This is a genomic window from Acidobacteriota bacterium, assembly GCA_018001935.1.
Taxonomy (GTDB): Bacteria; Acidobacteriota; JAAYUB01; order JAAYUB01; family JAAYUB01; genus JAGNHB01.
Genome location: JAGNHB010000011.1, coordinates 15,244 through 36,853 on the forward strand (window position 1 = coordinate 15,244; position 21,610 = coordinate 36,853).

At 68.1% G+C, this 21,610-nt stretch carries 15 protein-coding genes; 11 read left to right on the forward strand and 4 right to left on the reverse strand.

Features of this window, described 5'->3' with window-relative positions; translation table 11 throughout:
* Positions 1-40 precede the first annotated feature (40 nt).
* The 5 genes from KA419_06490 to KA419_06510 all read left to right on the forward strand — a co-directional run bounded on the left by KA419_06490 (position 41) and on the right by KA419_06510 (position 7,039).
* Positions 41-1,576 (forward strand): TolC family protein, encoded by a 1,536-nt coding sequence (locus KA419_06490; GenBank protein MBP7865581.1) that lies wholly within the window; start codon positions 41-43, stop codon positions 1,574-1,576.
* A 212-nt stretch (positions 1,577-1,788) separates the two neighbouring features.
* Positions 1,789-2,943 carry an efflux RND transporter periplasmic adaptor subunit gene (locus KA419_06495; protein MBP7865582.1) on the forward strand — a complete coding sequence of 385 codons (1,155 nt, stop codon included), beginning with the start codon at positions 1,789-1,791 and terminating at the stop codon, positions 2,941-2,943.
* Positions 2,944-2,960: 17 nt separating this feature from the next.
* A complete protein-coding gene (locus KA419_06500; protein MBP7865583.1) occupies positions 2,961-6,122 on the forward strand; it encodes an efflux RND transporter permease subunit in 3,162 nt (1,053 codons plus the stop codon).
* 240 nt (positions 6,123-6,362) lie between these two features.
* Positions 6,363-6,596: a DUF2892 domain-containing protein gene (locus KA419_06505; GenBank protein ID MBP7865584.1), complete on the forward strand. Its 234-nt coding sequence runs from the start codon at positions 6,363-6,365 to the stop codon at positions 6,594-6,596.
* A gap of 251 nt (positions 6,597-6,847) precedes the next feature.
* Positions 6,848-7,039: a zinc ribbon domain-containing protein gene (locus KA419_06510; GenBank protein ID MBP7865585.1), complete on the forward strand. Its 192-nt coding sequence runs from the start codon at positions 6,848-6,850 to the stop codon at positions 7,037-7,039.
* A 147-nt stretch (positions 7,040-7,186) separates the two neighbouring features.
* On the opposite strand, the gene KA419_06515 is transcribed toward KA419_06510, so the two are convergent.
* From KA419_06515 to KA419_06525, 3 genes are all read right to left on the reverse strand, one after another.
* Entirely contained in the window at positions 7,187-8,134 is a 948-nt protein-coding gene (locus KA419_06515; GenBank protein MBP7865586.1) for a hypothetical protein, read from the reverse strand.
* A 50-nt stretch (positions 8,135-8,184) separates the two neighbouring features.
* Positions 8,185-11,580, reverse strand: coding sequence for a hypothetical protein (locus KA419_06520; protein ID MBP7865587.1), 3,396 nt, complete (start codon positions 11,578-11,580; stop codon positions 8,185-8,187).
* A gap of 125 nt (positions 11,581-11,705) precedes the next feature.
* Positions 11,706-13,256 (reverse strand): FMN-binding glutamate synthase family protein, encoded by a 1,551-nt coding sequence (locus KA419_06525; protein MBP7865588.1) that lies wholly within the window; start codon positions 13,254-13,256, stop codon positions 11,706-11,708.
* A 368-nt stretch (positions 13,257-13,624) separates the two neighbouring features.
* Between KA419_06525 and KA419_06530 the strand changes: the two genes are divergently transcribed.
* The 6 genes from KA419_06530 to fdhF are packed head-to-tail and all read left to right on the forward strand — an operon-like array spanning position 13,625 to position 20,436.
* Entirely contained in the window at positions 13,625-14,209 is a 585-nt protein-coding gene (locus KA419_06530; protein ID MBP7865589.1) for a 4Fe-4S dicluster domain-containing protein, read from the forward strand.
* The gene (locus tag KA419_06535; protein MBP7865590.1) at positions 14,206-15,075 is read left to right on the forward strand and encodes a CoB--CoM heterodisulfide reductase iron-sulfur subunit B family protein; all 870 of its coding nucleotides are present in this window, start codon (positions 14,206-14,208) and stop codon (positions 15,073-15,075) included. The genes KA419_06530 and KA419_06535 overlap by 4 nt, the downstream gene beginning before the upstream one ends.
* A gap of 19 nt (positions 15,076-15,094) precedes the next feature.
* The gene (locus tag KA419_06540; GenBank protein ID MBP7865591.1) at positions 15,095-17,074 is read left to right on the forward strand and encodes a CoB--CoM heterodisulfide reductase iron-sulfur subunit A family protein; all 1,980 of its coding nucleotides are present in this window, start codon (positions 15,095-15,097) and stop codon (positions 17,072-17,074) included.
* Between the two features lie 4 nt (positions 17,075-17,078).
* Positions 17,079-17,537, forward strand: a complete 459-nt coding sequence (locus KA419_06545) for a hydrogenase iron-sulfur subunit (protein MBP7865592.1) — start codon at positions 17,079-17,081, stop codon at positions 17,535-17,537.
* Between the two features lie 10 nt (positions 17,538-17,547).
* The gene (locus KA419_06550) at positions 17,548-18,357 is read left to right on the forward strand and encodes a 4Fe-4S dicluster domain-containing protein (protein ID MBP7865593.1); all 810 of its coding nucleotides are present in this window, start codon (positions 17,548-17,550) and stop codon (positions 18,355-18,357) included.
* Positions 18,358-18,366: 9 nt separating this feature from the next.
* Entirely contained in the window at positions 18,367-20,436 is a 2,070-nt protein-coding gene (fdhF, locus tag KA419_06555; GenBank protein MBP7865594.1) for a formate dehydrogenase subunit alpha, read from the forward strand.
* Positions 20,437-20,463: 27 nt separating this feature from the next.
* On the opposite strand, the gene KA419_06560 is transcribed toward fdhF, so the two are convergent.
* Entirely contained in the window at positions 20,464-21,255 is a 792-nt protein-coding gene (locus KA419_06560; protein ID MBP7865595.1) for a hypothetical protein, read from the reverse strand.
* Positions 21,256-21,610 lie beyond the last annotated feature (355 nt).

Genomic DNA, 21,610 nt, shown 5'->3' on the forward strand with positions numbered 1-21,610 from the left:
AGCAGCCTCGGGCGCTCGACCCTTCGGAGAGGTGGGTATTATGGACGTTGGAACGGGAAGGAAGACAAGGCACGAGCTTCGGTCGGTCGCGCTACTGACGATGGCCGTGGCGCTGCTGACGGCGGGGTTCGGGACGGTGTGGCCCTCCGCGGCGGACGGCGCGGCGACGGGACCGGGCTCGCAACAGGCCGCCCCGGCCGGTGACGCGATCTCGGACGCCTCCGCGGCGGTGGAAAGCGCAAAGGCGGAAAACCCGACGCCGGACGCGCCCCGGCGGCTGACGCTGCGGGAGGCCGGCACCGCCGCCCTGGAGAACAACCCCTCCATCACGGCGGCGCTGCGGGAGGAGGACGCCGGCAAGGCCCAGACCCGGCAGGCGCGCTCCGGGTACTACCCCCGGGTGGAGAGCCGGGCGGTCTTCACCAACGGCAACAACCCGGTCTACGTCTTCGGGACCCTGCTGGGCCAGCAGCGCTTCTCCGCGGCCAACTTCGACATCGACGCCCTCAACCACCCCGACCCCGTCAACAACCTCAAGGGGGAGGTGACGCTGTGGCAGTCCATCTGGGAGGGGGGGAAGACGCCGCTGCGGGAGAAGATGGCCCACCGGAACGAGGCGCTCAAGGGACGCCAGACCGAACAGGCCCGCCAGGCGCTCCTGATGGACGTGGTGCGGCACTACTTCGCCGTGCAGCTGGCCCGGGAGAACCTGGCCGCGGCCCGCGCCACCCTCGCGTCGGCGCGGAAGAGCCGCGAGCGCATCCAGGACCTTCTGGACCAGGGGATGGTGGTCAAGTCCGACCTCCTCCGCATGGACGTCTTCGTGGCCGACGTCCGGCGCCAGGAACTGGAAGCGGAGAGCCAGGTCCGCCTGGCGGCGGCGGCGCTGAAGACCGACCTGGCCGGCGCCGAGCCGGGAGAGCTCGACCCGGCCACCCCGCTGGCCCTGCTGGACCTCCCGGTCCTCGCCGAGGCGCAGGCGCGGCAGGAGGCCCTGAAGAACCGGCCCGAGCTGGCGGTCCTGCGGGAGGCCGTGGAGATCGGCAAGCTGCGGGTCCGGGAGGCGCAGGCGGACTTCAAGCCCAGCATCGGCGCCTTCTCCACCGTCGAGGCCAACCAGGGGACCACGGGCGGGAGCTTCGGGGCCAACTACGTGGTGGGTGTCCAGGCCCGCCTGACCCTCTACGACGGGCACTACCGCGGGGCGAAAGTGGCGGAGATGAAGGCGGAAGCCGCGGCGACGGAAGCCCGGCTGAAGCAGTACGAGGACCTGCTGTCCCTGCAGGCCAAGGACGCCTGGCTGCGGGTGGGCACCGCGAAGGCCCAGCACGCCGTGGCTGCCGAGGCGGTTGGGATGGCCGAGGAGAGCCTGCGGATCGTGAAGAACCGCTACGAGGCCGGCATGGCCGTGCTGACGGACCTGCTCAACGCCGAGACGGCCCTGCTGGGGGCGCGCACCAACCGCTGCGGCGCGGTCTACCAGTACAACCTGGCCCTGGCCGGGCTCGAGCTGGCCGTGGGCCGGCTGACCCTGGACAGCCCGATCTTCCGCGCCGCCGACGGGCAGAAACCATGAGGATACGTTCTCTCACAGAGGCACGGAGGCACGGAGAGGACGCATGAACACCAGAAATCCAAGGGAATACAAGATTTCAGCGGGCTTTGCTTCTTCTCCGTGTGCTCTGTGCCTCTGTGAGAGAGAATCCGGACCTGGGATTGACAGATTCGGCACACGAGGATCGACTCGAGACCGATGAAACGATTTTGATTGAGGAGGAGGTCGCACTCATGAAGATAACGAGCATCATCATCCTGGTCGCGCTGCCGGCCCTGGCGGGCTGCGGGGGGCACGCCCCGGAGAAGGGCGAGGCGAAGGCCCCGCCCGCCGTGCAGGCGCAGGTGACGGAGGTCAAGACCGTGGACGTGGCCGACGGCTACACCGCCACCGGCACCGTCCGGGCCCGGGACAGCGTCACCGTCTCCAGCAAGGCGATGGGCAGCCTCGTCTCCGTCCACGTCAAGCAGGGGGACAAGGTGGGCGCCGGGCAGCTCCTGGCGGTGGTGGACGCCCGGGACATGGCCGCCCAGCACAAGACCGCCCAGGCGGGGGTCGAGGAGGCGAGGACGGCCCTGGCGGAGGTGGACCAGGGGATCCGGGCGGCCCAGGTGCAGCTGGACCTGGCCCGGACCACGTACGGCCGAATGAAGGCCCTCCGCGAGAAGGACTCGGTCTCGAAGCAGGAGTTCGACGAGGCGGAAACCCGCTTGAAGCTCGCCGAAGCGAACCAGCTCGCCCTCCAGGCCAGGCGGTCGCAGGTGGAGGCCGGGATCCGGCGGGCCGAGGCCGGGGCCGCGGCGGCCGAGACCGTCCTGGCCTTTGCCCGGATCACGGCCCCCTTCGCCGGGACCGTCACCGAGAAGCTGGCGGAGCCGGGGACCCTGGCCGCCCCGGGTGTGCCCCTCTTCATCATCGAGCGCGGGGGCGGGCATCGGCTGGAGGTGGCGGTGGACGAGTCCCGCCTGGGCGCCATCACGGTGGGGCAGACCGTCCGGGTCACCCTGGACGCCTTCGGAGAGAGCTTCGACGCCGCGGTGGCCGAGGTCCTCCCGACACTGAACCCCCTGTCCCGCACCGCCACCGTCAAGATCGATCTCCCGTCGCGGGAAGGGCTCCGTTCCGGTCTCTTCGGCCGGGCCGTCTTCGGCGCCGGGGCCCGAAAGGCGCTCACCGTGCCCCGGGAGGCCGTCCAGACGCGCGGGCAGATCCAGTGGGTCTTCGCGGTGGAGGAAGGGGTCGCCCGCAACCGGATGGTCACCCTGGGCGAGGGCGCCGGTCCTGGCGGCCCGGCCGAGGTGCTGACGGGACTGGCGGAGGGAGAGAAAGTGGTCTGCCCTGTCCCGCCCGGGCTTCGGGACGGCGTCCGCGTGGAGGTCCGGCCGTGAGCGATCAACCCCAAAAAATGGGCATCGCCGGCCGCCTCGCCCATGCCTGGATCAACTCGAAGCTCACCCCCCTCTTCATCGTGGCGTCCCTGGCCATCGGGGCGTTTTCGGTGGTGAATCTCCCCCGGGAGGAGGAGCCCCAGATCAAGGTCCCCATGCTGGACATTTTCGTGACCATGCCCGGCTCCTCGGCCCGGGAGATCGAGGAGCGGGTGACCAAGCCCATGGAGAAGCTCCTGTGGGAGATCCCCGGGGTCGAGTACATCTACTCCACCTTCTCGCCCGGCATGAGCATGGCCATCGTGCGTTTCAAGGTGGGCGAGGACGAGGAGAACAGCATCGTCAAGCTCAACCAGAAGATGTACGCCAACTTCGACCTCATCCCGCCGGGGTGCTCCCCGCCGCTGGTCAAGCCGCGCTCCATCGACGACGTGCCCATTTTGGCGCTGACGCTCTCCAGCCGGCGCTACGACGACTACGCCCTGCGCCGCGTGGCCGCCCAGCTCCACGACGTCATCACCCAGACCGACGACGTCTCCGCCGTGAGCCTCATCGGCGGCCGGCGCCGCGAGGTCCGGGTGATCCTGGACCCGGTGCGGCTGGCCGGGTACAGCCTGTCCCCGATGCAGATCTTCGGCATGCTCTCCGCGGCCAACCGGAAGCTGCCCTCCGGCACCTTCAGCCGCGACAACCGGGAGTTCACCCTGGAGACCGGCGCCTTCTTCACCTCCGCCGAGGACGTCCGGTCCGTGGTGGTGGGGGTGGCCGGCGGCCGGCCCGTCTACCTGCGCGACGTGGCCCGGGTGGAGGACGGCGGCGGCGAGCCCGCCAGCTACGTCCACACCGCCGACGCGTCCACCGGCGAGTTCCTCCCCGCCGTCACCCTCTCCGTCTCCAAGCGGAAGGGGACCAACGCCGTCTCCGTGGCCGACGGCGTCCTGGAGCGGGTGGACAAGCTCAAGGGGACCGTGGTCCCCGCCGGCGTGGACGTGGCGGTCACCCGCCAATACGGCGAGACCGCGTCGGAGAAGTCCAACGAACTTCTCTACCACATGGCCATCGCCGTGATCTCGGTGAGCATCCTCATCGGGCTCACCCTGGGCTTCCGGGAGATGTGGGTGGTCTTCCTGGCCATCCCCGTGACCCTGGCCCTGACCCTGACGGTGTTTTTCCTGTACGGCTACACCCTCAACCGCATCACGCTGTTCGCCCTGATCTTCTCCATCGGCATCCTGGTGGACGACGCCATCGTGGTCATCGAGAACGTGGTGCGCCACGCCCGGCTGCCCGTCAACCGCGGCCGCTCCCTCAAGGACGTGGCGGTGGAGGCCGTGGACGAGGTGGGCAACCCCACCATCCTGGCCACCTTCACCGTCATCGCGGCCATCCTGCCCATGGCCTTCGTGGGCGGCCTCATGGGGCCGTACATGCGGCCTATCCCCGTGGGCGCCTCGGCGGCCATGATCTTCTCGCTGCTCGTGGCGTTCATGGTGACGCCCTGGGCGTCCGTCCGCCTGCTCAAACTGGCGGAGGGGCACGGGCACGGCGAGAAGGAAGGCTTCACCACCCGGCTCTACCGGAAGGTGATGGACAAGCTCCTGCACAAGGGCGTCGTCCGGTGGGGCTTCCTGGCGGTGGTGACGATTCTTCTGCTGGGCTCCATGGCCCTGGTTTACGTCAAGTTTGTCCAGGTCAAGATGCTCCCCTTCGACAACAAGAGCGAGTTCCAGGTCATCATCGACATGCCGACCGGGACGGCCCTGGAGAAGACCGAAGCGGTGGCTCGGAAGCTGGCGGCGCAGGTCCTGACCCACAAGGAAGTGCTCAACGTTCAGACCTACGCGGGGACCGCCTCCCCTTACAACTTCAACGGCCTGGTGCGCCACTACTTCCTCCGCCGCGGGGGCAACGTGGCCGACCTCCAGGTCAACCTCCGGGGGAAGGGGGAACGGAGCCTGCAGAGCCACGACATCGCCAAGATGATCCGGGCGGAACTCGTCCCCCTCGCGAAGCAGTTCGGCGCCCGCATCAAGGTGGCCGAGGTGCCGCCCGGCCCGCCGGTCCTCCAGACCCTGGTGGCCGAGGTCTACGGGCCCGAGGCGACGGGGCGCATCGACCTCGCGAAGCAGGTCAAGGCCGTCTTCGAGAGCACCACGGGCGTGGTGGACGTGGACTGGTACGTGGAGGACGACCACGTCAAGCAGCAGGTCCTCCTGGACCGGGAGAAGGCCGCCCTGCACGGCCTCACCGACGAGGACGTGGCCCGGGCCGTGGGCATGGCCTCGGCGGGGGCCACGGTGGGGCTGCTGCACGTGGACTCGGAGAAGGAGGACGTGCCCGTGGTGGTCCGCATGGACCGGGCGGAGCGCTCCGACCTCCAGCGATTGCTGGACCTCAAGCTTCCCGGGGCCGGCGGCGCCCTGGTCCCCCTGCGGGAGATCGCCCGGGTGGAGTCGGCGCCCGCCGAGAAGAGCATCTACCACAAGAACCTCATGCCCGTCACCTACGTCACCGCCGACGTGGCGGGCGTGGTGGAGAGCCCCGTCTACGCCATCTTCGACATGATGGCCCGGCTGGACAAGATCAAGCTCCCCGAGGGGTACAAGCTGGAGCAGTTCACCGCCCATCTGCCGGAAGACGCGTCGCGCTACGCCGTGAAGTGGGACGGGGAGTGGCACATCACCTACGAGGTCTTCCGCGACATGGGGATCGCCTTCGCCGCGGTGCTGGTCCTGATCTACATCCTCGTGGTGAGCTGGTTCCAGTCTTTCTGGACGCCCATCGTCATCATGGCCGCCATCCCCTTCTCCCTGGTGGGGATTCTCCCCGCGCACGGGATGATGGGGGCCTTCTTCACCGCCACCTCCATGATCGGCTTCATCGCCGGTGCGGGGATCGTGGTGCGCAACTCCATCATCCTGGTGGATTTCGTCGAGCTGCGCCTCAAGGAGGGGATGCCGCTGGACCAGGCCGTCATCGACGCCGGGGCCGTGCGCTTCCGCCCCATGCTGCTCACCGCCGCGGCCGTGGTGGTGGGGTCCGCCGTGATCCTGTTCGACCCCATCTTCCAGGGACTCGCCATCGCCCTGATGGCCGGCGAGATCGCCTCCCTGGCCCTCTCCCGCATGACCGTGCCCATCCTGTACTTCATGTCCAACCGGAGGCGGAAAAATGCGTGAGCGGGCCCGGGTTGGAACCACGAACCACACGAACCACACGAACGGGAATCCGTCTCGTGGCGGGGACGCTTCTCGCAAAGGCGCCAGGACGCCAAGCCTCGCCAGGCGGGCGATGCCATTTTTTCAGAACCCCTCTGCGGACCTTTGCGCCTTGGCGCCTTGGCGTGAGGCCGGAGACAGTAAGCTCTGGTCTCCCGGAGGGCCCCTTCCGGACCCGAAATGAAATTTGGAGGTGATACCATGACCATCGAAAGATACCTCAGGCTCGTCGCCGGGTTGTTCGTGATGCTCAGCGTGGCGCTGGCCTGGTACGTCCACCCCTACTGGCTCTACTTCACGGCCTTCGTGGGGTTGAACCTCTTCCAGTCCGCCTTCACCAACTGGTGCCCCCTGGTCTCCATCCTGCGGAAGATGGGGGTCCCGGAGGCCGGTGTTTGCAAGGGCCGTCCCGGCCCGGGTGCATGCGTGGAGTGAGGGGGTGTCCGCCCCGGGGAAGTTTGCACGGGCCGTCCCGGCCCGGGTGGGAGCGTGGAGTGGGGGGTGTCCGCCCCGGGAAGTTTGCACGGGCCGTCCCGGCCCGGGTGCGTGCGGGGTGTCCGCCCCGGGACGGGGCGTAGGAACCTCCGCCCCGGGACGGGGCGTAGGAACGTCCGCCCCGGGACAGGGCGTAGGAACGTCCGCCCCGGGACGGGGCGTAGGAACTTTGCTGTTGAGGAGGGAGGACGATGCCGATCTACGAATACGAGTGTCCAGGCTGCGGGTTGAAGTTCGAAATGCTGCGGCCCGTTGTCGGCGACGATGGCGAGGTCCGCTGCCCGGCGTGCGGCGCGGGCGAGGTGGAGCGCCGCGTCTCAACCATCGCCGGGGTCGGGGCGTCGAAGCCCTCGTCCTGCGGGGGCGGCGGCCGTTTCACCTGAGGCTGATCCTTCGGGCGGCGTGCCCGCCCGTCTTCCGGGAAGACACCGGAAGGCTCTTGCTCCACGAACCGCAAAAATACGCGCTGTTTGCGGGGATGTCAGGCTTGACGTTTTGACTTTGCCGGTTTTGCGGGGGCCTGGCGCCGGTCAACCCGCCGGGGGACGCGGAAAGTGCCGGGCCAGTTCGACCAGGCTGTCCTCCAGGTCGTCGGCGGTATAGCAAGCGTCACGTTCGACCAGGGGGACGCTGAAGATCATCCGGGTCCCTTCCATCGCGATGTCGCGCTCCTCCAGTTGCCCCACGTGCCGGAAATGGATCGCTTTCACCCCGGCGGACACCGGGACCCGTCGATTCACCTGGGTCAAGGCAAAGCGGACGTCGGCCAGCAGGTCTTCCCGGAACCGCTTGAGGGCCGTCAGGGTTTTCTCCCCGCTGCCGATGGCCCGGAAACTGCCCCAGTCCACCGTCACCTCGGGTTCGAAGGCGATCTCGCTGCGGCATTTGTCGACGAACCGGGCCACGGCGGCCTCCGACCGGCGGATGGACGGCCCCACGTCCAGGTCCAGGCTGTCGCGGATGGCCCACTCGATCTCGCCCCCCTCGAAGCCCCTCACGGGTCGCAGGGGGTGATCGCTCGCCGCCAGGCAGGGCTTGAGCGTCAGAAGCCCGTCCCGGAGCGTGCAACCGCCCTGGCGCGGGTCGTCCACGCTCAGGACCCGGATCCCCCGGATCCCCGCCCGGACCTTCGCCATGCTGGTCCCGGCCGGTTCGCCGGGTTCCTCGCTCCGGTGATCCTTCAAAAAGATCAGGGCGAACCGCAGGGGTGCCAGCACCGACCGAACCAGCCGCCTCGGAGCGTTCCGGTCGGCGGGCATGGTCCCCCAGGCGATCTCCCAGGCGATGTCCGGGTTCTCCAGCAGCTCAGAGATCTTCTCGATCTCGCGCTCGAGTTCCCCCTCGATCACTTCCAGTTCCGATCGGAACTCGTCGCTCGTTCGACCGGGGTCGAAGAGTTCGGGGTCGAGGGAGTCCGTTTCATCCCCCTTGCCCGGCGGATCGATCGCTTCGAGGGCATCCTGTTTCGGGTCGGACATGTTCACTCCCCCTTCGGTATGGGATTCAGAACCTTTCGAAGTCGGTTCCGTCATTTCAGAAGATCCTTGACCTTCTCGGTCATGGCTGCGAAGTCCACCGGGTATTCGTTCGCGGGGCCGCCGCAGGCGACGGTGAGGACGCCGTCCGCCAGTTCGAGCGTCTCCCCCTTGACCCCGTTGTCGTAGCGGAACCGGACCGCGCCCACGGCCGCGATGAGCTGTCCCTTCAGCGCCTTGTCGTGGGCCAGGGTCATGAGAGCGCCCGTGACGGACCCCACGACCTCGGAGCAGAGCCGCTGGAGATGGTCCGAGTCCTTCCCGAGGCTGTCCCAGTCCACCTCCACGGCGAAATCCCTCCCGAAAAGGTCCGAAAGCTGGCGGCGCAACTGCTGCAACATCTTCGATTCCATCGTGTCCACCACCAACTGGAAGTACTTCGCCGCGAGGTCCTCGTCCACGGGCGGCGCCACCCCGGCGGCCGGCCCCGTCTCCGCGCCGGACAGTGTCCGGATCCGCTCGAGCACGGCCTCGAAGTCCGGCGCGTAGCCGCTCGCGGGGCCGCCGCAGGTGGCGGTCAGAACGCCGTCCGCCAACTCGAGGACGGCACCCCGGACCCGGGCGTCGTAGCGCACCCGGAGGGCCCCGACCGCCGCGACGAGCGGCCCCTTCGCCGCCCGGTCGTTGACCAGGGTCATGAGGGCGCCCATGACGGTGCCCAGGACGCTGGAAACCGCGAGGGCGAAGTGATCCGGGTCTCCCTCCAGGCTGTCCCAGTCAACCTCCATCCCGAACGCTTTCCCGTACTGTTCCGTCATCTGGCTTCGCATGGCCGGGAGCACGGAGGATTCCATCGAGTCTATCGTGTACTGAAAGTCGAACCCCGCCGGCTTCTCCTCCCCGGCCAGGGCCTTTTCCCCTTCCGGCCCGGGCTCCCCCTGCGTCACGGGAGGAGGCGTCTCTTTGGCGGCGGGACCTTTTGCGGGCCCGGGCGGTGCATTCGGTGGTGCCGGCCATTCACGTGCCAGTCGCTCCATGATCTGCCGCATCTCGTCGTAGGAATAGATCAGGTTCGGCTCGGCCAGGGGGAAGCGGAAGACCACCTGATTCCCCTCCACCTTGACGCTTCGCTTGCGCAGGCCGTCGACGAGTTGAAAGCGGAACGACTCCAGACGCCCGGCCAACGGGATTTCCCGATTCAGCGTCATCAGACAGGTGTGGATGGACGGCAGCAGCCGGAGCCCGAAGTCCTTGAGGACGGCCAGGATCTCCCGCCCGTTCCCGATGGCCCGGAAACTGTCCCAGTCAACCGTGGCCGCCAGGTCGATCCCGCAGTCCCGGCAGCAGTCGTCGAGAAAGGCGATCACGGCTCTCTCCGCCTGCTGGATGGCCTCCCCCACGTCCAGGTCCAGGGCGTCGCGGATCGCCCACTCGATCTCGTCGCTTTCGAAACCCCTCACGGGCGTCGAACTGGACTTGCCCATCTTCAGGCAGGCCTGCAGAGAGAGCCGCCCGTCCCGCAGCCGGCAGCCGCAACGGCTTTCCTTGTTCACGTTCAGGATCCGGATCCGGCGAATCCCCTCCCTGACCTTTGCGAACGATCTCTCGGCCGCATCGCCGGAGTAATCGCTGGGGTAGCCCTCTAGAGAGACCAGGGCGGAATGCAGGGGGCGGACCACCGACTGCACCAGACGGCGAGGGCAGTTCTCGTCCCCCGGCAGGGTCCCCCAGGCGACCTCCCAGGCGAGGTTCTCGTTCGCCAGTCGCTTCATGCACTGTTCGACACAGAAATCCAGCTCATCCTCGACCCACCTCATTCCCCTCCAGAAGTCGTCGGTCGCGCGAGAGGGCTGGAAGAGCCCGGGATCGACAGGGGCCTCCCCCTCGAGCACCTCCGCACCCTCCGGCCTGGTCGCGTCCGGTCCGCCCAGGAACGCCGTGAGCCCGGGTCGGCGGACCTTCCCGGAGCGTTTTGCGTAAAATTCCGCCAGGGGATCGCGTGTTTCCCCCGGGCCAGGGGACGGCTCCGCAGCCGGCGGCAGGGTCGCCTTGCCTTCACGCCCGGCTGCCTCCCCCGCTGGTTCGGGCGTCGATTCATCTTCAGCGCCCGGGACGTCGACGGGTGCGGAGGCCTCTGTCTCCTGCGGTTCGGCCGGGGACGGCTGAAAGTGCTCCAGCAGTCTCGACAGGGTACGCTCCAGATTGTCCCGCTCGATGTACGGGTCACCTTCAACCAGGGAGACGAAGAAGCTCAGCCGCCTTCCCTCCAACTCGGTGAACTGTTCATCAGGGTGCAGGACGTGCTCGAAATGAATTGATCTCAATTCACTGACGGCCATGACCTTGCGATTCGCCTTGGACAGGGCGTGGCAGAGGGCGTCCAGCAGGTCGCACCGGAACCGTTTGAGGGCGGCCTGGGTTTTCCCCATGTCGCCGATGGCCTTGAAGCTGCGCCAGTCGACGGTCACCTCGGGCTCGAAATCGACGTTCTCGCGGCACCTCGCGACGAAACCGGCCACGGCGGCCTCCGACAGGCGGATGGACGCGCTCATCCCCAGGTCCAGGGCGTCGCGGATCGCGCCCTCGATCTCGCGGGCCTCGAAGCCTTTGACGGGAATCGAGGGGTGATCTCCTGCCGTCAGGCAGGGCTTGAGCGTCAGACGCCCGTCCCGGAGCGTGCAGCCGCACTGGCGCTGATCGCTCACGTTGAGGATCCGGATTTTCCGAATCTTCGCCCGGACCTCCTTCATGCAGATCCCGGGCGGCTCGTCGGGATCCATCCTCGAGGTGTACTGCAGGTGGGTCAGGGCGTCCGCCAGGGGCTTCAGCACCGATTTCAGAAAGCGATTCGGACAGGCTTCGTCCCGGGGCATGGACCCCAACGCGATTTCCCAAAGGTCGTCTCTGCCTGACTCGAGCGACCCCATGATCGATTCGATCTCCCGCCCGAGTTTTTCATCGACCTTCTGCCAGTTCGCGCTGACTTCCGGGCTCAAGCGGCCCGGATCGTAGAGTTCGGGGTCAAGGGTCTCCTCCTCCACGCCCGCTGCCGTCGGCGCGATCGTTTCCTCACGTCCCTCCTGCTCCTCGATGATCGGCTTCATCGCCCCGACGAGTTCGTCCGGCGAGGCGCCGAAGGTCTCTTTCAGCGTCAGGTCCATGTCGATGCGCGTCCCGGCGTCGGTCTGCACGCAGACGAAGCCGATCCCCTGCCGACCCTGGACGTCGGGGGACGCGAGGAAAAGCTCGACCGGGACGACCACGGTCTCCCCCTCCACCCGGGCGTCGCCGATCGTCCAGGTCAGGGTCTGGTTCTCGCCGGCTTCCGGCAGCGGCAGCTGTTCCACCTCGCTGCTGAACAGCGCCCGGGCCCCGTCGACGTCTCCGCTTCGAACGCGCTCCAGGAACGATTCAACCGTTTCCGCGGCGGCCTGTTCGGGGTTCATCATCTTGGTGCCCTCCTCGATCGGTGCCCCCGCCGGTACATGGACCAGCCGGGCGAGATTCCTGACGCGGACAGGGGCCCCCAATGCCCCCTTGCTTCTAGCCCCCCGCCTTGTCGCCCCCGAGGCTTTCAGGCCCCGGGGACACCCTCGAGAAGCTCTTCGTAGCTTGCCAGCCCTGTCGCTTTCGCGGCCCTCTCGGTGAGCGGCACGATGTCTTCCCGGCTGATGTGCCGCAAGGCGAACTTGCGGTTCAAGGCCATGAACTGCTTGAGCCCGACGGAGACGCGGTTCAGGTACGAGTACACGCCGACGGCCCCTGCCGGGATGCTCGACGCCTCGTCGCCGTATTCGGCCCGGAGGAGGCGCAAGTCCGCGAAAAGCTCGTCGAGGCTGGACCCGAAGCGTGCATACTCCGCGGGGACCGAGCCGTTCCGCAACGCCTCGCCCACCTGCCGGCCGACCGAGGCGGCGGCCATGGCGGCACGGCCGATGGCGATGGTGCCGACGTACGGTGCGCCGAGCGCGAGGCCCTTGAAGACCTGGTCCTCGGTGGCGAAACCGCCGGCCATGGCGACCGGCGGCAAGGCTTTCCCCGCCGCCGCGAAAGCGCTCAGGATCCTGTGGACGAGGACCTCGAGCGTCACCGTGGGCATCCCCCACTCGTTCATCATCCTGGCCGGGCTGTGGCCGGTGCCGCCGCCCGCCCCGTCCAGGGTCACGAGGTCGACGCCGGCCTCGGAGGCGACCTCCAGGATGGTGGCGATATCCCGCGGGTCGAAGGGGCCGGTCTTGAAACAGACCCGTTCGGCGCCCAGGCCCCGCAGTTCGCCGACCCGCCGTACGAGGTCCTCCGGGCGCCACATCGGCAGCTTGCCGATTTTCTCGAAGATCGGGCCGACCCCCCGGGCGTAGGCTTCGGCAACCCCGGGGTCGGTCGGGTCCGGCAGGACGAGGTACCCGAGCGCCTTGAACCGCAGGGCGTCTTCGATCCTCGGCACCCGCCCCATGCCCTGGATTCCCTTGGCGGCCTGGCCGAACTTGAGTTCGACGGATTTGACGCCGAGCCGGTCGATCGCGTACTCGAGAACACCGTGGTACTCGTCGTCGATGTTGGCCTGGAGAACGACATCGCCGCAATCCCGCTGGTAGCGCCTGAACGCGGACACCATCTCCGCGATCAGCGGGGCCTCGACGACCCGGTGACCCGCGACGGCGAGCCCCGTGTCCTTGGCGACGACGTCCTCGCCGATGACCACGGGCACGCCGGAGAGCGCCGCACCCGCGAAGTACTCCTTCCATGCCAGTTTCGCCATGGCCGGCAGGATGAGCGGGGCCTTCGTCCGGACCGCCCGGGAGCGGCCGAAGGTGGACGCGATGTCGGCGTTGGGGTAACAGGCCACGCACGGGTCCGCCGGAAGCCCGACCGCGCCGAACACCCGTCCGTTGATGCTGAAGTGGGAGAAGTCGAGGGGGTAGCGCTTTTCGGAGGCGAACTGGTTCCGGTCCGCGGCGAAGGGGAGGATGGCCTCGGCGCCGCGCAACGCGGAGAGCCCGATCTCGCAGGGCCCGACGCAGTCGGCGGTGCAGACGGCGCACATCCCCGAAACGTCGGCGACATGGCCCGGATTTCGCAAGTGGGTATGCGTGACCGGACTCCCGAGCGGTGGGCTGTACGACATGGTGAACTCCTTTGACTCGATAATAGAAACCACCTTGTCACGGCCGGTTGGACATGCGTGATACGGTCGCAAGAAGTACCATCGCCCTCCGGGCGATGGCTCGACCAAAAACTTTACAGGCAGTTTGCCGTTCGTTTTACAACTTTTTGCGAACGCATCATGCGTGAAAAGTAGCCGGAAATGCGGCGGGAGTCAAGCGAAAACCCCGGCGGGGCAGGCGAGGGCGAAGGGGGCCGGGGCGAGGCGGGCCGTTCCCGATTTTCCCAAGCTTTCCCTTGACTTTTCCACCGATCTCGCCTATTTTCAAGCCGTGCTTACGGAAAAGTAAAACCCCGGTTGTTCGCCATTCTCCAGACGGAGTGTCCCCGATGAACGAAGACGCCCTCCTGCTCGGCACCGACAAGATCGACCGGAGTTTCCCCCGGACGATGTTCCCCGACTTCGACAAGGTCTTCGCCTGCATCCAGTGCGGGACCTGCACCGCCTCGTGCCCGACCGCCCGCCACATGCAGTACCCGCCCCGCAAGGTCTTCCGCCTGATCCAGCTCGGCCTGCGCGAGGAACTGCTCAAGAGCGACGCCTTCTGGTACTGCACCACCTGTTATTCGTGCACGGTGCGCTGCCCCCGGGGCATCTCCATCACGGAGACGATGCAGGCCCTCAAGCGCCTCGCCATCGCCGCGGGGGTCGACCGGAAGAAGAACAGCTCCCGCTTCTACCGGGCGTTCATGAAAACCGTGCGGCGGACGGGCCGGATGCAGGAGATGGAAGTGGTCACCCGCTGGCTGCTCAGCACCAATCCCCTGCAGGGTTTCGCCTTCACGAAAATGGGGCTCGCCCTGTTCCGGAGGGGGCGGATGCCGCTTCTTCCCCACTCCATCCGCGGGCTGGAACAGGTTCGGGCCATGTTCAGCAAGGCCGAGGAAATCGAAAAGCGGGAGGGCCGGCCATGAAATACGCTTACTTCCCGGGGTGCAGCCTCGAGGCCGCCTCGCTCGAGTACCTGGTTTCCAGCAAGGCGGTCGTTCGCGAGCTGGGGGGGGAACTGGTCGAGATCCCCGACTGGAACTGTTGCGGCTCGATGCCTTCCGAGGCCGTGGACTACCTGATGGCGCTGGCGCTGCCCGCGCGAAACCTCGCTCTCGTCGAGGCCATGGGGGTCGACACGGTCGTCGCCTCCTGCAGCGCCTGCTACCTCAGCCTCGCCCGGGTGAACCGCCACCGGCAGCGGGACGCCGGCGCGAAGGCGAAGCTCGACGAGATCCTGGGCGCGGCCGGGCTGTCCTACGCGGGGACGGTGAAAGTGCGCCACCTCCTGGACGTCCTTGCCAACGACTTCGGGCCCGACGCGGTGAAGGCCCGGGTGAAGCGGCCCTTCAGGGGCCTGAAGGTGGCGCCCTACTACGGCTGCCAGACCGTGCGGCCGCACCTCGAGTACGACAGCGCGGATTTCCCCACGTCCATGGACAGGATCATCGAGGCGCTGGGCGGCGAGGTCGTCCCCTACAACTTCAAGACCCGGTGCTGCGGCGGCACCATGGCCTACACCGCCCGGGACGCCGGCCTCGGCTTGGTGGTCGAACTGTTCAGCGGCCTGGGCCCGGAACCGGTGGACTGTTTCGCAACCGTCTGCCAGCTGTGCCAGATGAACCTCGACACCAGCCAGGGGAAGGTCTCCCGCACGCTGGGCCGCCCCGTGAAGATCCCGGTGATGCTCCTGACCCAGTTGATGGGCCTCGCCTTCGACCTTCCCGACGCGGAGACCCTTCTGAAAAAGAACATCGTTTCCCCGAGGCCCATCCTCGAAAAGCGTGCCTGACATCGGCAGGGAGGACAACATGCCAAGCAAACGAAAGACGGACGCGGAAAAGCCCCGGATCGGGGTCTACGTCTGCCACTGCGGGACCAACATCGCCGGGACCGTCGACGTCGAGGGGATCGTGGCCTCCTGCGCGAAACTGCCGCAGGTGGTGATGGCCCGCTCTTACAAGTACCTGTGTTCCGAACCCGGGCAGAAGCTGATCCGGGAGGACATCCACAACGAGCGGCTGACCCGCGTGGTCGTGGCCTCGTGCACCCCCCGGATGCACGAGCAGACCTTCCGGCGGGCGCTGGCGGCCGCCGGCTTAAACCCCTTCCACCTCGAGGTCGCCAACATCCGCGAACACGTGTCCTGGGTCGTCGAGGACCCGTCCACGGCGACGGAAAAAGCCCTGCGCCTGGTTCGTGCGGCGGTTTCCCGCGTCGCCCACCACGCCCCGCTGGAGCCCCGCAAGGAGCCCGTGACCCGGGCGGCCCTGGTGGTGGGCGGCGGCATCGCCGGCATCCAGGCCGCGCTGTCCATCGCCGACTCGGGGTACCCGGTTTACCTGGTGGAGCGCGAGCCGTCCATCGGGGGCCACATGGCCCAGCTCGACAAGACCTTCCCCACGCTCGACTGCGGGACGTGAATCCTCGGCCCCAAAATGATGGATGTCGGTCGACATTCCCTAATCAAGCTCTTCACGTATTCCGAAGTCGAAGCCGTCAGCGGCTACGTCGGTCAGTTCAAGGTCCGGATCCGCAGGAAGGCGAGGTCGATCCGCGAGGACCTCTGCACGGGCTGCGGCGCCTGCCTGGAGAAGTGCCCGTCCAAGGTCCTCGACACGGCCTTCGAAGCCGGGATGGCCAAACGGCGGGCCATCTACCGCCCCTTCGCCCAGGCCATCCCGAACTTCCCCGTCATCGACCGCGAGAACTGTATCTTCTTCAAGAAAGGGAAGTGCAGGGTCTGCGAGAAGCTCTGCCCCACGGGGGCCATCTGGTACGAGCAACCCGACGAGATCGTCGAGGTCGAGGCGGGCGCCATCGTCGTCGCCACGGGCGTGGGGATGTGGGACCCCATTCAACTGCCCCAGTACTCCTACGGTCGTTCGCCCGACATCATCACCGGGCTGCAGTTCGAGCGGCTCTCCTCGGCCGGCGGCCCCACGGGGGGCCAGGTCCTCACGGCCGACGGGAAAAAGCCGGGAAAGGTCGCGATCCTTCACTGCGTGGGGAGCCGCGACACCCACGCCCACCCCTACTGCTCCCGCATCTGCTGCATGTATTCCCTCAAGCACGCCCACCAGGTCCGGGAGAAGACGGGGGCCGAAGTCTACAGCTTCTTCATGGACATGCGCACCTTCGGGAAGGCTTACGAGGAGTTTTACGAGCGCGTTCAGCGCGAGGGGATCACCATGGTCCGCGGCCGCGGGGCCGAGGTCTTCGTCCAGCCCGGCGGGAAGCTCCGGGTGAAGGGCGAGGACGCGAACCTGGGATGCGTGGTCACGGTAGACGCCGACCTGGTGATCCTCGCCACCGCCATCGAACCGCAGAAGGATGCCGACCGGGTGGCGTCGATGTTCGGCCTGGGCCGCACGCCGGACCGCTTCTTCGCCGAGGCCCACCCCAAGCTTCGCCCCGTGGAGACCAGCACCGCCGGGGTTTTCCTGGCGGGGACCTGCCAGGGTCCCCGGGACGTGCCCGACACCGTGGCCCACGGCGGCGCCGCGGCGCTGGAGGCCGTTCGCCTGTTCAACCAGGGGGAGGTCACCATCTCGCCCACCGTGGCCGTGGTGGAGCCCAAAGCCTGCGTGGGGTGCGGGGACTGCATCCTGGCCTGCCCCTACACCGCCATTTCCCGGTCCGACGAGGGCAAGGCGGTGGTGAACCCTGCCCTCTGCCAAGGTTGCGGCACCTGCGCCGCCACGTGTCCCGCGGGCGCCATTTCGGCGCTCCACTTCACCGACGAGGCCCTCGTGGCCCAGCTCGACGCCCTCCTGGCGTCCGTGGGGTGATACCATGAACACCGTTTCAACCACAACGGCCGACAGGGGGGCGCCGGCCCCGTTCGAACCCCGCATCGTGGCCTTCCTCTGCAACTGGTGCTCCTACGCGGGGGCGGACAATGCCGGCGTCGCCCGGATGAAATCGCCGGCGAACGTGCTGCCGGTCCGGGTCATGTGCTCCGGCCGGGTCTCGCCGGAACTCGTGCTGCGGGCCTTCCGGGCGGGCGCGGACGGCGTCCTCGTGCTGGGGTGCCACATCGGCGACTGCCATTACATCAGCGGCAACCACCGGACCGCGAAACGCATGCCGCTCGTGGAGAACCTCCTGGGCTACGTGGGGATCGACCCGCGGCGGCTCCGACTGGACTGGGTGTCCTCCGCCGAGGCCCCGCGGTTCGCGGAGGTCACCCGGGAGTTCGCGGAGACGGTGCGCGCCCTGGGGCCCGCCGCCGCGGAACTTCCCCAAGGCTGAGGAGGACGTCATGCCCAAACCGATTCAAGACCGGGTGGCCGAGCTGCTGGAAGGCCTGGACGGGTTCGTCGCGCTCCGGAAGACGGCGGCCGGCGTCGCCCCCCACCTGTTCAGGAAGGGGGACGACGTCTCCGGGCTGGTGCTGGCCCCGCGCTACCCGCTGGCGTCCGTGGTGGGCCTGATCCACAAGCGTCACCCTGCCGCCCGGATCGGCGTCGTGGCCCGCGCCTGCGACGTCCGGGCCCTGGTGGAGATGGCCACGCGCCGGCAGGTGGACCCCGGGCAGTTGTTCCTGCTCGCCGTGGCCTGTGACGGGGAGACGGCGGAGGCGTGTCACTGCGACCGGCCCGGCCCGGGCGTGGACGGTTGGCCCCACGCCGAGGTGATGGGTACACCAGGCCACACCGGAACGGTCCAGCCGCTCCTGGCCGGTTACGACGCCCTGACGCTGCCGGAGCGCCGCGCCTTCTGGCAGCGGCAGTTTCTCAAGTGCATCAAGTGCTACGGTTGCCGCAACATCTGCCCCGAGTGCTTCTGTGAGCAGTGCACCCTCGAGGACGAGACCTTCGTGGAAAAGGGCGTTGCCGCGCCGCCTTTCCCCATGTACCACCTCGTTCGCGCCATGCACATGGCCAGCCGGTGCGTGGGCTGCCACCTTTGCGAAGGGGCCTGCCCCGCGGGCATCCCCCTCACCGTGCTCTACGCGCTGATGCGAAGGGACGTGGAAAAACGGCTGGACTTCGTGCCCGGCGAGAGCCTCTCGGCGAGGCCGCCGCTGTCCCTGAGCCTGGCGGACGGCCCGCTTCACCTCGACGAATAAGGAGTCGTGATGGAATATCAGAACGTCCTCACCACCTGTTGCTACTGCGGAACCGGCTGCACCTTCTTCCTGCAGGTCCTCGACGGAGAGGTCGTGGGCGTGCTGCCCAACCGTGAACACCCCGTGAGCCTCGGGCGCCTGTGCCTGAAGGGATGGAACGCGGCGGCCCACGTCTCGCACGAGGACCGGCTGAAGACGCCCCTGGTCCGGCGCAACGGCGCCCTCGAGCCAGCCGCGTGGGACGAGGCCCTGGACCTCGTCGCCACCCGGCTGAACGCCCTGCGAGACACGCACGGGCCGGACGCCGTGGCGTACCTCGCCTCGGCCAAGTGCACGAACGAGGAGAACTACCTGCTCCAGAAGCTCGCGCGGGCGGTGGGGAAGACCAACAACATCGACCACTGCGCCCGGCTTTGACACGCTCCCACGGTGGCCGGTCTGGCCGCCTCGTTCGGAAGTGGGGCGATGACCAACTCCATCCCGGAGTTCAGCCGGGACACCGCGGTCTTCCTCGTCACCGGCAGCAACACCACCGAGGCCCACCCCGTCCTGGCCGCCCACCTCATGACGGCACAGGAGCGTGGCGCGAAACTCATCGTCATCGATCCGCGCCGCACCCAGATCGGGCGGATGGCGGACGTGTTCCTGCAACCCCGGCCCGGGACCGACGTGGCCTGGTTGAACGGGCTCATGAACGTCATCCTGGACGAGGGCATCGCCGCCGACGACTTCATCGCCGGGCGGACCGAGGGGTTCGAGGCACTCAAGGCCGCCGTGGCGGAGTACCCGCCGGAGAAGGTCCGGGACATCACCGGCATCCCGGCGGACGAGCTTCGGAAAGCCGCCCGGATGTACGCCGGGGGCAAGCCGGCGGCCATTCTCTACACCATGGGCATCACGCAGCACACCACGGGCGTGGACAACGTCAAGTCCTGCGCGAACCTGGCCATGCTCACCGGCAACATGGGCGTGAGCGGGGGGGGCGTCAACCCGCTCCGCGGCCAGAACAACGTCCAGGGCGCCTGCGACATGGGGGGGCTGCCGAACGTGTTCCCCGGCTACCAGGCGGTCACGTCGCCCGAGCTGAGGGCGAAGTTCGAGGCGGCCTGGGGCGTGACCGGCCTGCCCGAAAAAGCCGGTCTCACCATCCCCGACATGGTGGAGGGGGCGGGGGCCGGCACGGTGAAGGCCCTGTTCGTGCTCGGCGAAAACCCCATGCTCTCCGACCCCGACCTGAACCACGTTCGCCACTGCCTCGAGAAGCTCGATTTCCTGGTGGTGCAGGACATCTTCCTCACGGAGACCGCCGAACTGGCCCACGTGGTGCTCCCCGGGTCGACCTTCGCGGAGAAGGACGGGACCTTTTCCAACACCGAGCGGCGCATCCAGAGGGTCCGGAAGGCGGTGGAACCGCTCGGCGACGCCCGGCCGGACTGGCAGGTCCTGTGCGACCTGGGCCGGCGCATGGGCGGGACGGGCTTCGACTTCGCGTCCCCCGGGGAGGTCATGGCGGAGATCGCCCGCGTCACCCCCAGCTACGGCGGGGTCTCCTATGAGCGCCTGGAACGGGACGGGTGGCTGCACTGGCCGGTCCCCAACCCGGAGCACCCGGGGACGCCCTTCCTTCACAAGGACCGGTTCAGCCGGGGGCTCGGCCTGTTCCACGCCGTGAGGTACCAGCCGCCGGCGGAAGCCCCGGACAGCGCGTATCCCCTGGTCCTGACCACCGGGCGCTACGCCTCCCAGTACCACACCGGGACCATGACCCGCCGATCCGAAAAGCTCGAGCAGGAGCACCCCGAGGCCTGGTGCGAGATGAACCCCGACGATGCGGTCCGCGCGGGGCTTTCGGACCGGGAGACCGTCCGCGTGAGCAGCCGCCGCGGCGCCATCGAACTCGGGTTGCGGGTCACCCCGACCGCCCAGAGGGGCGTGGTCTTCATCCCGTTCCACTACCGGGAAGCCGCCGCGAACCTCCTCACCAACCCCGCGGCCGATCCCGTCGCCAAAATCCCCGAGTACAAGGTCTGCGCGGTGAAGGTGGAGGCTTTGCTGCCTGCGGAGGCGCACGCAGGGTGAGTCCCGGACCGCGGGTCCCGGGCACGATCACTGGGCTTGTTCCAGCAGGCGCTTGCTCGCGTCGTGGGCCGTCCCGGGGATGCAGCTCAGGGCGTGCTGGACAGCCTCGGGGTCCCGACGGGACGCCAGGATCAGCCGCAGGATGTCGAGGGCGTCCGCTTGGGCCGCCCGGCAGAGGGCGTCGGCGACCGCCTGGGGGGTCGGGCCCGCCTCCAGCATGATTCGCACCATCTCGGGGCGCTCCCGCCCGGCGGCGGTGGAGAAGGCCGAGGGTTGGTGAAGGCTGTCCGCCACTCTCACCCCGTTTTTCGTCGTGGTACTCTCGACGATCCGGGCGCTCACGTCGGCCCCTCTCGCGACGAGGTAGGCCACCACCCGGGTGTGACCGGCTTCCACGGCGGACATCAGGGGCGTGTAGGACGGCGGGGAGGTCATGTTGACAGGGACCATGATCGGCCCTCCGTGGGGCGAGACGAAACTGACCGGGTCGTGGAGATAGGCGTTGACGGGGACGCCCGCCTCCACCAGTTCCTTCACCTGGTCGAGCCGCCCGTACCAGCAGGCGTCGAGAAGCTTCCGAAGCTGCCGGCCCGTATCGGAGTTTTTCCGGTAGACCGTCAGGCCGTCGCTCGCGCTCTCGGCCCCGCCGGCGCTCGCCGCCGGGGCGACGTCGTCGTTGGTGAAAGTGGCCAGGGGCACGGTACGGGTCTCCGCCTTCCCGGGTGTCGCCGCCGGCTTGTCCTGGGCCGGCAACGGGGTGATGAAGAACCAGGTCACGATCAACACCCAAAGACGGGCGGCTTCTGCCGGTTTTCGCATGGGACCTCCTCGGCAAGGTTTCTTCAACTTTATCACGAGCGGGGAGAAGGCCGGGAAAAATCTCGAAGGAGGGTCAGCGGGACAAAGGAAAAGAGGGACCAAAACAACCATAGGAAAAATGCCGGCAGGGCGAACACCGCTCCGCGCCTGGGAGGGATATCCGCAAGGCCTCTCCCTGAAGCGCGGCAAGCCGGTGAAGGCGAGCTTTCGTGGCCCCTGGCCGCACCCCGGGCGCCCCGATTTTCTTTGCGGTCTTCGCGCCTTTGCGCGATCAAGATCCGGATCGGCTCCTGCTGCAAAGCTCGCAGAAGGAAGACGGCCCTGGCCGCGAATCATGTTCCAGACCGATGTGTAG